This is a genomic window from Aeromonas ichthyocola (genome assembly GCF_046087985.1).
In the GTDB taxonomy this organism is placed as follows: Bacteria; Pseudomonadota; Gammaproteobacteria; order Enterobacterales; family Aeromonadaceae; genus Aeromonas; species Aeromonas rivipollensis.
Window position 1 is genome coordinate 356,381 of sequence record NZ_JBJSWH010000003.1, and the last position, 12,264, is coordinate 368,644.

Annotated in this window: 10 protein-coding genes and 2 pseudogenes; 7 read left to right on the plus strand and 5 right to left on the minus strand. The window is 62.3% G+C overall.

What is annotated here, in order from left to right; all coding sequences use genetic code 11:
* Positions 1–62: 62 nt before the first annotated feature.
* Together nrdB and yfaE are read left to right on the plus strand one after the other, a co-directional pair.
* Positions 63–1,196 carry a class Ia ribonucleoside-diphosphate reductase subunit beta gene (nrdB, locus tag ACF2JD_RS10460; RefSeq protein ID WP_033130037.1) on the plus strand — a complete coding sequence of 378 codons (1,134 nt, stop codon included), beginning with the start codon at positions 63–65 and terminating at the stop codon, positions 1,194–1,196.
* A gap of 36 nt (positions 1,197–1,232) precedes the next feature.
* On the plus strand, positions 1,233–1,553 hold the full coding sequence (gene yfaE / locus ACF2JD_RS10465; protein WP_234690337.1) for a class I ribonucleotide reductase maintenance protein YfaE: 321 nt from the start codon (positions 1,233–1,235) through the stop codon (positions 1,551–1,553).
* 112 nt (positions 1,554–1,665) lie between these two features.
* Here the strand turns inward: yfaE and mltA are convergent.
* A pseudogene (gene mltA / locus ACF2JD_RS10470) lies at positions 1,666–2,818 on the minus strand (murein transglycosylase A).
* 150 nt (positions 2,819–2,968) lie between these two features.
* On the opposite strand from mltA, the gene ACF2JD_RS10475 reads away from it, so the two are divergent.
* Entirely contained in the window at positions 2,969–3,220 is a 252-nt protein-coding gene (locus tag ACF2JD_RS10475) for a DUF1289 domain-containing protein (RefSeq protein WP_111910651.1), read from the plus strand.
* An 81-nt stretch (positions 3,221–3,301) separates the two neighbouring features.
* Here ACF2JD_RS10475 and fruA read toward each other — a convergent pair whose 3' ends face one another.
* The 3 genes from fruA to fruB are packed head-to-tail and all read right to left on the minus strand — an operon-like array spanning position 3,302 to position 7,124.
* Entirely contained in the window at positions 3,302–5,038 is a 1,737-nt protein-coding gene (gene fruA, locus ACF2JD_RS10480) for a PTS fructose transporter subunit IIBC (RefSeq protein ID WP_440987372.1), read from the minus strand.
* Positions 5,035–6,024 carry a 1-phosphofructokinase gene (gene pfkB / locus ACF2JD_RS10485; protein WP_440987373.1) on the minus strand — a complete coding sequence of 330 codons (990 nt, stop codon included), beginning with the start codon at positions 6,022–6,024 and terminating at the stop codon, positions 5,035–5,037. Before pfkB ends, fruA begins: the two co-directional genes overlap by 4 nt.
* Positions 6,021–7,124, minus strand: coding sequence for a fused PTS fructose transporter subunit IIA/HPr protein (fruB, locus tag ACF2JD_RS10490; protein ID WP_440987374.1), 1,104 nt, complete (start codon positions 7,122–7,124; stop codon positions 6,021–6,023). The genes pfkB and fruB overlap by 4 nt, the downstream gene beginning before the upstream one ends.
* Before the next feature lie 306 nt (positions 7,125–7,430).
* Here fruB and cra point away from each other — a divergent pair.
* The 4 genes and pseudogenes from cra (at position 7,431) to ACF2JD_RS10510 (ending at position 11,278) form a co-directional block, all read left to right on the plus strand.
* A pseudogene (gene cra, locus ACF2JD_RS10495) lies at positions 7,431–8,428 on the plus strand (catabolite repressor/activator).
* A gap of 329 nt (positions 8,429–8,757) precedes the next feature.
* Positions 8,758–9,951, plus strand: a complete 1,194-nt coding sequence (locus tag ACF2JD_RS10500) for an aromatic amino acid transport family protein (protein WP_368169579.1) — start codon at positions 8,758–8,760, stop codon at positions 9,949–9,951.
* Positions 9,952–10,181: 230 nt separating this feature from the next.
* Positions 10,182–10,586: an MbcA/ParS/Xre antitoxin family protein gene (locus tag ACF2JD_RS10505; protein WP_111910656.1), complete on the plus strand. Its 405-nt coding sequence runs from the start codon at positions 10,182–10,184 to the stop codon at positions 10,584–10,586.
* Complete coding sequence (locus ACF2JD_RS10510) at positions 10,586–11,278, plus strand: RES family NAD+ phosphorylase (RefSeq protein ID WP_440987375.1); 693 nt, start codon at positions 10,586–10,588, stop codon at positions 11,276–11,278. Before ACF2JD_RS10505 ends, ACF2JD_RS10510 begins: the two co-directional genes overlap by 1 nt.
* A gap of 77 nt (positions 11,279–11,355) precedes the next feature.
* On the opposite strand, the gene ACF2JD_RS10515 is transcribed toward ACF2JD_RS10510, so the two are convergent.
* A complete protein-coding gene (locus ACF2JD_RS10515; RefSeq protein ID WP_111910658.1) occupies positions 11,356–12,258 on the minus strand; it encodes a PoNi-like cognate immunity protein in 903 nt (300 codons plus the stop codon).
* Positions 12,259–12,264: the final 6 nt, after the last annotated feature.

Genomic DNA, 12,264 nt, shown 5'->3' on the forward strand with positions numbered 1-12,264 from the left:
CCGGGCGGGAGCATGAAGCTCCCGCCCTCCTGTTTCCTCTCATTCAAGACATTCAAATCACCATGGCTTATTCAACTTTCTGCCAGACCCAGAACGACCAGCTCAAGGAGCCGATGTTCTTCGGCCAGTCGGTCAACGTGGCCCGTTATGATCAGCAAAAGCATGACATCTTTGAGCGGCTGATCGAGAAGCAACTCTCCTTCTTCTGGCGTCCGGAAGAGGTGGATGTGTCACACGATCGCATCGACTACCAGGCCCTGCCGCCCCACGAGCAGCACATCTTCATCTCCAACCTGAAGTACCAGACCCTGCTGGATTCCATCCAGGGTCGCAGCCCGAACGTGGCGCTGCTGCCGCTGGTCTCCATCCCGGAGCTGGAGACCTGGATCGAGACCTGGGCCTTCTCCGAGACCATCCACTCTCGCTCCTACACCCACATCATCCGCAACATCGTCAACAATCCGGGGCAGGTGTTCGACGACATCATCACCAACGAGCAGATCTTGAAGCGTGCCGGCTCCATCAGCCACTACTACGACGATCTGATCGAGGCGACCGCCCTCTATCATCTGCACGGGGAAGGCACCCACAGGGTGGGTGAGCGCGAGCTGACCATCACCCTGCGGGGGCTGAAGAAGAAGCTCTACCTGTGCCTGATGAGTGTCAATGCCCTGGAGGCGATCCGCTTCTACGTCAGCTTCGCCTGCTCCTTTGCCTTCGCCGAGCGCGAGCTGATGGAAGGCAACGCCAAGATCATCAAGATGATCGCCCGCGACGAGGCCCTGCACCTGACCGGCACCCAGCATATGCTGAACCTGATGCGCACCGGCCAGGACGATCCCGAGATGGCGGAGATCGCCGCCGAGTGCGAGCAAGCCTGCTTCGAGATCTTCAAGGAAGCCGCCATTCAGGAGAAGGAGTGGGCCGAGTACCTGTTCCAGGACGGCTCCATGATAGGCCTGAACAAGGACATCCTCTGCCAGTACGTGGAGTACATCACCAACCTGCGCATGAGTGCGGTCGGTCTGCAGCCAGCCTTCGCCGGCGCCAAGCAAAACCCCATCCCCTGGATCAACACCTGGCTGTCGTCCGACAACGTGCAGGTCGCCCCCCAGGAAGTGGAAGTGAGCTCCTACCTGGTCGGCCAGATCGACAGCGAAGTGCATGCAGACGATCTCGGTGACTTCGAGCTGTGATGAGGTTTATCCTGATGACCTCGGTGACGTCGCGCCGTGAGTGACGCCACCAACATGCTACCCCCTGCCCCCTGCTCTGCCTCCGCGCAGAGCGAGGCGGGTTCGCCACGAGTGCATACCCAGGATGGCGTCCTGCACGCCCATCCCGGCGAGAGCCTGTTGGATACCCTGGAGCGCCACGGTCACAGGGTGGAGTTCCAGTGCCGCAGCGGCTATTGCGGCGCCTGCCGCACCCCGCTGCTGGCAGGCAGAGTGCACTACCCCAGCGTGCCGCTGGCGTTTGTCTCCCCTGGGGAGTGCCTGCCCTGCTGCTGCAAACCGGTCGGTGCCATCCGGCTGGATATCCAGAAGGATTGACCCCACCCAAGGTTGAATCGCACCCAACAAAAAGCCGCCGGAGCAATCCGGCGGCTTTTTGTTGGGTCATCTGATCAGGGCGCCCTGCGCAGGCGCCCGAACCCTCACAGGGTCATAACCAGGGAGCGGCGGTCGGCCCCTGGTGCAGGCCCAGCTTCCAGACCCGGCCAAAGTGCTTGTAGTGACCCGCGGCCACACCGGCCTTCTCCCCCATGCCGTGATAGAGATCGAGGTGACCCTTCTTCACGGCGCCGCCCACATCCAGCGCGATCAGCAGGCGCAGCTGGTGTTTGCCGGTCCAGTTGCCGGCTTTGTCGAGCAGCGGCACTTCCGCGAGGATAGGTGTCCCCATGGGCAGCAGCGTCTTGTCGGCGGCCACCGCCGCCATGGGCAGCAGCGGAATGCCGGCGGCGCCCACCACGTCGTTGGTGGGGCGACGTTCGAAGAAGACGTAGGAGGGGTTCTGCTCCACCAGCTCCTTGACGTTCGCCTCCGGCTGGCGGTTCGCCCACTCCTTGATGGCCTTCATGGACATCTGCTCCTTGGGCACCTCGCCCCGGTCGATCAGCACCCGACCTATGCTGACATAGCCGTGGCCGTTCTTGCCGCTGTAGCCGAGGTACTGCAACCTGTCGTCATCCCCGTAGTGCACGAAGCCGGAGCCCTGCACATCCATCAGGAAGTTGTCGATGAGGGACTTGCTGTAACCCAGCTCCAGACCACGGTTGGCCAGGGCCCCCTGATGGATCTCGGCACGACTCGGGCAGCGGCCACCACACTTGGGCATGGCATAGATGGGGTACTTGTACTTGGCATCCGGGCGGTGGCGCACCTCCAGCACCGGCGAGTAGTAGCCGGTGAAGAGCACGTTGCCCATGCGATCGGCACCGCCGAGCTGGGCCAGGCTGATGCCGTACTGGGTGATATGGGCAGGATCACCGCCATTGGCCACCCAGCGGGAAAGCTGGCGATAGAGCTCGCCATAGCGGCGGGTCATCTTGCCGGAGCGCTCCAGCACCAGTCGGCTCTGGGGGCCGAACTTGCTGTAGTCGGCACGCTGGCGACTGTTGACCCGCTCCACCCGCACCAGATCCCCGGGCAGGGCACCATCCAGATACTGCTTGCCCAGATTCTCGGGCACCTCGCAGTTCAGAAAACATCTGGATTCCCGCCTTCTTCTGGGGCACCTTGGCGGGTTCAGGGTTGCCCGCACAACCGGCCAGCCCCACGACGGCGGCGGCAAGCCAGTACGCATGTTTATTCATATGTCCTCATATAACACCGAGCATCATGTTCGGCGGGGAAGATGCCAAATTTGCCGGGGGAAAGCAAACGCCATCCGCCCCCGGGCGCCCTATTTCTCCAAAGGGGATCTTCTGGGTTATAACAAGGTGACAAGATGTGAGAGGTCGTGGATGGAACAGCTCGAAATCTTCCCCCTGACAAGCCCCTGTGTCGGGGTCTGCGAAGTGAACAACAAGGGATATTGCAAGGGGTGCCTGCGCAGCCGGGAAGAGCGATTCAACTGGCAGGTCATGACACCGACTCAGCAGCAGGAGGTGATGCGCCTGTGCCGTAACCGCAAGGCGCGGGTCGACGCCGCCCGCCGCAAGGCCAGAGAGGGTGACCCCGTCGAGCCGCCATCGCAACCCGGCTGGGATTTCTGACCCCTTCCCTACCCTCCTTCCTGCCCACCAAAACAAAAGGCGGCCCGCAGGCCGCCTTGTCATTCATCGGAGGGATGCCAGTCAGGCCGTTGCCAGCTTGGCCTGCTCCTCGCCGCGCTTGAGCATGGCGTAGGAGACCCCGGTCAGGAGCGAGCCTGCGGCAATCGCCAGTATGTACATCATCACGTGGCTGATGGCGTTCGGGATGAAGAGCACGAACAGACCGCCGTGGGGCGCCACCAGTTCGCAACCGAACAGCATGGAAAGCGCACCTGTCAGGGCACCGCCCACCATGCAGGCCGGGATGACCCGCATCGGATCCTTGGCCGCGAAGGGAATGGCCCCCTCGGAGATGAAGCACAGACCCAGCACGAAGGAGGCCTTGCCCGCTTCCTGCTCCGCCTTGATGAACTTCTTGCTGGCCAGGAAGGTGGCTATCCCCATCCCCAGGGCCGGCACCATGCCAGCGGCCATCACGGCAGCCATGGGGGCATAGGTCTTGGAGGCGAGCAGGCCGACCCCGAAGGCGTAGGCCGCCTTGTTGACCGGGCCACCCATGTCGAAGCACATCATGGCGCCTATGATGACACCCAGCAGCACGGCGTTGGCGGAGCCCATGTTGTTCAGGAACTCTGTCATGGCATTCATGATGCCGGCAACGGGGCCGCCCACCACGTAGATCATGACCAGGCCGGTGAACAGGCTGGCAAACAGCGGAATGATGAGGATGGGCTTGAGCGCTTCCAGGGTCACCGGCAGGCGCACCTTGTCACTCAGGTACTTGGCGCTGTAACCGGCGAGGAAACCGGCGACTATGCCACCGAGGAAACCGGCGCCCAGCGAACTTGCCAGCATACCGCCAATCATGCCGGGGGCGAGACCGGGACGGTCGGCGATGGAGTAGGCGATGTAGCCGGCCAGCACCGGGATCATCAGGGCGAAGGCGGAGCCGCCGCCAATCTTCATCAGGGCAGCCGCCAGGGTGCCCTCTTCCTTGAACGCCTCTATGCCGAAGATGAAGGAGAGCGCGATGATGAGGCCACCGGCCACCACCATGGGCAGCATGAAGGAGACACCGGTCAGCAGGTGCTTGTAGGGGCCGGCCTTCTCCTCTTTCTTGACCGCGGCGGCGCCGCTGTGGCGATAGATCTTCGCCTCTGTCCAGGCCTTGTCGAGCTCGGCGCGGGTCTTCTTGAGCGCAGCCCCCGTGCTGGTGCGATAGACGGGCTTGCCATCGAAGCGGGCCATGTCCACCTCGATGTCGGTAGCGAGGAACACCAGATCGGCGGCGGCTATCTCATCCGCAGTCAGGGCGTTCTGGGCACCGACCGAACCCTGGGTCTCGACACGGATCTGATGGCCCAGCTGCTTGGCCATGGTCTCCAGCGCTTCCGCCGACATAAAGGTGTGGGCCACGCCGGTCGGGCAGGCGGTGACGGCAACGATGCGCTTGGCACCTGTGGTCGCCTTGGGAGCGGCAGTGGCAACCACGGACGCGGCCTGATGGCGATAGAGGCTGGCACCGCTCGCGGCGGCTTCCAACAGGGCGGCCGGATCCTGCAGCGCCAGATCCATGCTGCCCTGATAGAGGCGCTTGCCGTCATAGGCGGCGAGATCCACAGGGGCACTAGCGACTACCAGCACCAGTTCGGCGGCGGCAATCTGCTCTTTCGAGGGAACCTGGCGGGGCTGCACGCTGGAGCCGACGTCGAGGGTGAGCTCCCAGCCCGCCAGCTTGGCCTGCTGTTCTATCCGTTTTGCAGCGAGAAAGCTGGTGGCAATGCCCGCCGGGCAAGCCGTAACCAGAATTGCTTTCATTGGGCATCTCCTGAGTGTGTCATCGAAAGGGGATTGGATTGAGCCGGTGCCAGGTCATCCAGACGCTGCACGCGCACCTGCTCGAGTAAGGGGGTGAGTACCTTGATATCGTCAAAGCCGACCGCCACCTGACTCACCGCCAAGGCAGAGACGGCGGTGGCCAGGCGCAGGGTCTGCTCCGGCGCCCAGCCAAGGCTGAGACCATGGGCCAGCCCCGCCACCAAGGAGTCGCCGGCACCCACAGTGCTGACGACATTCATGCGCGGCGGAATGGCCTGCCAGACGGCATCGGGGCCAAACCAGATGAGGCCGTCGGCGCCATTGGAGATCACCACATGGGGGATACCGGCGGCCTGCAGGGCGCGGGCACAGTCGGCCTGATCGCTCAGGGTCTTGATGGGGCGACCTGCCCATTGCTCAAGTTCTTCCAGATTGGGCTTGACCAGGGTCGGCGCCGCCTTGATGCCCTCGCTCAGGGCCGCGCCGCTGCAATCGAAGATCACCTGCTTGCCTTTGGCCTTGAGCAGGCTGATGAGCTTAGCGCAGTAGCCAGGCTCGACCCCCTTGGGCAGGCTGCCCGCCAGCACGAACCAGTCGGCACGCGGCGCCAGTTTCTCTATCTCGGCCTCCAGCGCGCTCACTTCCCCTTCGTGGATGGTGAGCCCCGGCAGATTGAGATCCGTGACCCGACCCGATTGCTCGGAGATCTTGACGTTGATGCGGGTGCTGCCCGCCACGCGCACGAAGTGATCGGCCAGTGAGCGTTCGGCAAACAGGGAGACGAAGCTCTGCTGGTTATCCTCGCCGAGCCAGCCGGTCAGGCCCACGTCACGGCCGAGATCTTTCAGGACCATGGCGACGTTGATCCCCTTGCCCGCGGCGCGCAAGGAAGCCTCGCTCACCAGGTTCACCTCCCCCAGGCTCATGGTGCCCAGACGGGCGGTGAGATCCAGCGCTGGGTTGAGGGTGATGGTCATTAGTGTCATGAGAGTGCCCCCTCGCCCAGACCGGCGGCAATGGCTTCGCCTATGCCCTTGAGGGCCGCCTCGGCATCCGCCCCTTCGGCACGGAACGCAAGACGGTGACCACACTTGACACCAAGGCCGATGACCTTCATCAGGCTCTTGGCGGAGACGGCTTCGCCGCTGCCATCCAGGTTCGCCACCCGGATGTCGGATGCAAACTCCTTGGCCACCTTGACCAGCATGGCGCCCGGGCGGGCATGCAGGCCATGGGGGTTGATGATGGTGAAGGTCTCTGAGAGACCGCTCGCCGGGCCCGATTGCAGCATGGCCAGACCGTCGCTGCCGGCAAGAGTTGCGAGCTGACCGGCGGCAGCCAACTTGGCCAAGTTATCCAGCTGGGGCAGATGGCTGCTGTCTGCGGCGCACAGCAGCAACAGGGCGCTGACCGGCAGCTCCCCTGCGCTCAGCGCACTGCTCGGAATCGCCACGACCCAGCCGGTCTGGGCCGCTTGCGCACGGGCCAGCCAGACGCCATCCCCCAGATAGGCCGGCTCGCTTGCCAGCAGGGAGGTCACCATGGCGGCCTCCCCCCAGCCGGCGGATTTGGCGCGGGCGGCGGCTCCCAGCAGCAGCTGGTCGCGATCGTCGGCCGGGAAGTCCGCCAGGGTCAGGTATTGCACCTCTTTGGCGGTCGTTGCCCCGGTCAGGATATTGATGATGGTGTCGGCATCGGTGGCATTTTTAAGGGCCTCGGCCGCCTGCTCGTCACCCAGTACATGGGTGAGCTGGCGCAGGATGCCCAGATGCTCGTCGGACTTGGCGGCGATGCCGATGGCCACATAGGCAGTCTGCCCCTCATCCCACTCGATGCCCTGGGGGAACTGGGCCACCATGACACCTGTGCTCTTGACCAGATGGCGGGTGTCCGTGGTGCCGTGAGGAATGGCGATGCCGCTGCCAAGGTAGGTGGCGTGCTGGGCTTCCCGCGCCAGCATGCCATCCACATAACCGGCTTCCACCAGACCCGCTTCGGTCAATTTGCCTGCCAGCAGGGCGATGGCGTCCGCCTTGGTCGTCACCGATTGTCCCAGCAGGATTTGCTGTCGCGCCAACTTCAACATAGAGATTCTCCATCAGGTCCGGCTTCGCCTCGCGGCACACCGGCTCAACTCAACTTGGATTTCGGGTAATTTGCCTGCTGACAATAGACGGGAATCTTCCCCCAGGGATGCCGCTGCGGCATTTCCTGGTCGAACATTCATCGCTTACTGACAAGCTGAATCGTTTCACTTACACTCAGACTGAATCGTTTCAGCCAATTGTTCAAGATCCCACTGAGAGTGCTTTTCAATGATATGATCCCGCGCACACTTTTCGGTGCCCCCACCTGAAACCGTCGCGGGCCTTGCAACTCAAACAGAGCCAATATGATGAAACTGGATGAAATCGCCGCCCTGGCCGGTGTCTCGCGTACCACCGCCAGCTATGTGATCAACGGCAAGGCGGATCAATATCGCATCAGCCAGGCCACCCGTGACAAGGTGATGGCCGTGGTCCTGGCCCACAACTATCAGCCGGACAGCCGCGCCGCCTCCCTGCGCGGTGGCCAGACCAGGACCCTGGGCTTCATCCTGCCGGACCTTGAGAACGCCAGTTACGCCAAGCTCGCCAAGCGCCTCGAGCAAGGCGCCCGGGCTCAGGGCTATCAGCTGCTGATCGTCTGCTCGGAAGACGAGCCGGAGACCGAGAAGGAGCTGGCCCGAATGCTGGTCAGCCGCCATGTGGATGCCCTGCTGGTGGCGAGCTGCCTGCCGCCGGCGGACCCCTTCTATCGGGAGCAGCAGACCCATGGCGTGCAGATCCTGGCCATAGACCGGGCCCTGGCCGCCGAGCACTTCATCACTGTGGCGAGTGAAAACCAGAAGGCGAGCTGCGATCTCACCGCCTCCCTGCTCACCCCCGCCCTTCGCCACGTGGCCCTGATCACAGCGCTGCCGGGCCTTACGATCAGCCAGGAGCGCCGCGCCGGTTTCGAGCAGGCGTCGCCAGCCACAGCACGGCTTGCCATCTGTGTGCGAGGGGCCGACTTCTCCCGCCTCGAGGGCTACCGCCTGATCAAACGCTGCATCAGCAGCTCGGTCAAGCTGCCCGGAGGCGCTGATCACCACCTCCTACATCCTGATGGAGGGGGTGCTCGACAAACTTGCTGGGTTAGAGCAGGAACAAGAGACCGATATGAGCCGGCTGGCCATGGCCACCTTCGGGGACGATCGCCTGCTCGACTTCCTCCCCTTTGGCATCAACTCCCTGCCCCAGCAGCACGACGCCCTGGCAGCCAGGCGCTGGAGCTGGCCTCAAGGCGGTGAACGGCGAATACAGCTGCGGTCTGCACTATGTGAGCCGCACCCTCAAGCGCCGCCGCTAGATCCTCTCCTACGAGAAACAGTCGTGCGCCGTATAAACTGCGACCAGGTCCGCCAGCCGGCGCGTTTTTTCACCAGTCAAACCCCCGCACTCCTGTCATCTTTTATTTCCACTTATTCTATGCCCACCGCCAGTACAAAAACCGCCTTTAACACGCTTGTATCCAACTATTTTGATCCGCTAACGTGGCAACCATCTTTTACAACCCACAGGTTTTCGTAACGATGGGTTCACTCCGATATTGCTAGCCTCCCTTATCCCCGGAGGCGCCTGCCGACACGCCACTGACACTGCTTTTAACGGCGCAGTTTCTCGATTCGGATGGACACCATGAACACCAAAACCCTGGGTTGCACCCTGCTGATAGCCGGCACCACCATAGGCGCCGGCATGCTCGCCCTGCCGCTGGCCTCCTCGTCGCTCGGCGGCCCCGCCACCTTGCTGCTGATGGTCGGGCTCTGGGCCCTGATGGCCTTCACCGCCATGCTGCAGGTGGAGGCCAGCCTCAATACCGGCAAGTGGTACCTGCACCAGTTGGCGGATCACCTGCTCGGCCCCTGGGGCAAGCGCATCGCCTCCTTCTGCATACTGATGCTGTTCTACTCCCTGGCCTCCGCCTACATCAGCGGCGGCAGCAGCCTGCTGGCACAGGCGCTGGCGGATGCGGGCACCACCGTCAGCCAGGAGCAGGCGGCCTGGGCCTTCACCCTGCTGTTTGGCGGCATGGTGTGCGTCGGCACCAAACAGGTGGATTACCTCAATCGACTGATGTTCACCGTCAAACTGGTGATCATGGTAGGGGTGCTGGCACTGCTGCTGCCCCGCGCCGAGGGGCAACATCTGCTCTCCATGCCGCTCGGTCAGGGCTTGCTGCTGGCGGGCCTGCCGGTCATCTTCACCTCGTTCGGCTTCCACGGCTCCATCCCGAGCGTCATGCTCTACCTGGGCGACTGCCCCAAGCAGCTGCGCAGGGTCTTTGTGTGGGGCTCTGCCCTACCGCTCATCCTCTATGTGCTGTGGCAGGTAGCCATCCTCGGCCTGCTCGGTCAGCAGACCCTGATCCAGACCGGCGGGGCGCTCGACAGCCTGCTCGCCAGCGTCGGCAACCTGGTCAGCTGGCCGGCGTTCAATCAGGCGATGCACCTGTTTGCAGATCTGGCGCTCGCCACCTCCTTCCTCGGGGTGACCCTGGGGCTCTTTGACTTCATGGCCAAGGTCACCCGCCGCAAGGACAACTGGCAGGGCCGCAGCCAGACCGGCATGATCACCTTCGTGCCCCCTCTGCTGTTCGCGCTCTACTTCCCGCAAGGCTTCATCATGGCGCTGGGTTACGCCGCCATTGCCCTGGCGGTGCTGGCGGTGCTGCTGCCGGTGGCCCTGGTGTGGCAGAGCCGCAAGCAGGCCGAGGCGCACCACTACCGTGTCCCGGGCGGCGTGCTGGCCCTGGGCCTGGCCGGCGCCATGGGGGTGCTGATCGTTGGCGTCCAGGTGAGCGTCAGCCTCGGCATGCTGCCCGCGCTCTAAGCCGCAACCTTTCCCTGTCCCGCGCGAGAGGCCCCGCCAACCTGGTTGGCGGGGCCTCTCGTCATTTGCCCGCCCAGCGATGGGACGCCGCACCTGCCGCCCCATCTCTACCCGCGTCCCGATGTGAACAAAATGCCACATATGTGTACATATATGGACAACTTCGCCATACTGAGGACAAGGCAAACTCACACCGAGGTTCGCCCCGATACAACCCATAAGGAGGAGCCATGGTCGCCACAGCACAAGCCAACCACCGGGACACTGCCGTCGATCCCAGCAAGGCGCTGCCGGTGGTGTTCCGCATTCTGGACAAATGGCGGTGCAGCACGGATGAACAGCTGACCCTGCTCGGTATCTCTTCCCGTTCGACCTTGAGCAAGTACAAGGAGGCGAGCGGTGGCATCCGGCTCAGCGCCGATCTGCAGGAGCGGATGAGCTACATCCTCAACATCCACAAGAGCCTGCGGGTGCTGTTCAGCGTCGATGAGAGCATCTACGGCTGGGTGCGCAAGCCGAGCAGCCACCCCTTCTTCGCCGGGCGCAGCGCCATGGATGTCATGCAGGGGGGCCGCGTAGCCGATCTCTATGAAGTGGCCAACCGCCTGCACGCCTGGCGTGGAGGCATGGCCTGATGTCCGCGATGCCGCAATCGAGCGAGCTGCAGGATCAGCAGGCCTTTCGCATCATCCCTAGCCGCTATCCCCCCATCTGCCTCTATGAGGACGTGGCCAACGCGGACGAGCTGGAGGCGGTCTGGGCCGTCGAGGCCCTGACCAACGATCGCCTGCGGGAAGAGGCCGGGGAGCTGGCGCGAGTACCGAAAGAGGATTGGCTGGTGGGACTGGCCGGTGGCAACTATGTGATGGCCGCCTTCACCCACCTCAATCCGGAGGGGGCCCGCTTCACGACGGGGGACTTTGGCGGCTACTACTGCGCCCCCCTGCTCGACACCGCGGTGAAAGAGACCGTCTATCACCAGGAGCGGGTCTTCGGCTACACCAATGAACCGCCCCAGAAGCTGCAGATGCGGGTGCTGCACACCGAGTTTTGCGCCAAGCTCGTCGACATCCGGGGGGATGGTTACCTCACCTCCCCCCTCTATCACGCCACCGACTATGGCCACTCCCAGGCCTTCGCCCAGGAGCAGAAGCGCGGCGGGGCGGACGGCATCCACTACCGCTCGGTGCGCCACAGCGGCCACGACTGCTATGTGCTCTACCGCCCCCGCCTTATCACCAAGATTCACCAGACCCAGCATCTGGAATACCACTGGAACGGCAGCGCCATCGCCAATGTGCTGCAGATCAGACTCTATGGGGAGTGACGACTCCCAGCCCCTGGAACAAGAAGCCCCGCCAAATGGCGGGGCTCTATCAAAAAGATGTGTGTTCCAATACGCCCTTACTGCCCTAACAACTTCTTGAACCAGTTTTTGGCTGGTATTGTGGCAAGAGAAGAAACCTCCGGTTGTTCTTCGGCCTCGGGGAGCACTGGGTGAGTACTCGGCCCATCCGGGCGCAATAAATCGCCAGGGTAATGTTCATGGCCAAGGCACAAACTATCATCCAATCCAAATGCTTTGACTGCTGCAACAGCCTCTACACACCACCGTCCAAAATATGCGCCCCCCTCAAAATTCTTATCGCCATAGGTATACCAATATGGACGCTCATACATAGCAGTGGCTGGTACATTCCCCGGTTTAGCGGGGCGGTCCAGCTCTCGGTACCAGTTTTCAACAAACTCAGCCAGTAGACACGGCTGTTGCTCTACGGGAGCATCTATGGCGTTAAGTAACCGCTGATAAGGCTTGGGGTGGCAGAGCGCTTCGCCAATTGTTCGCCCTTGCTGGCGGCTGGCGATCACTCGATCAAGCAAAGCATCCTCGCCCTCATTGCCAATCAACGCCAGTAAACGTTGCCACTGTTCATCGGGGATTTCCAACGCCAACGCCAATCCAACAAGCCAGAAGCAGACGATATAATGGTCAAGGTTTACTTGCCAAGCATGACGAGTGTATTGCTGTTGCTCGGTAAAAACGTCTCGGCCCAATCGTTCGGACTCCTCCCAAGCGTCTAGCAAGGGCGGAAAATATTGGGCCAGCTCTTTAATGCCATCACCTCGTGAATAGCGGCGAAGTATTTGGTGCCAATTTTTTTTCACTATTTCAAATAAAAATTGAGGCCTATACTCTTTATTTTCTGATGGCAAACAGCTCTGACTAAAAAAATCAGCTATAGACTCATCGCCATAAATTACCCACTCATCCCAGTAATGCTGACTTCCTTCAGTCGCTCTAATCATTTCTTA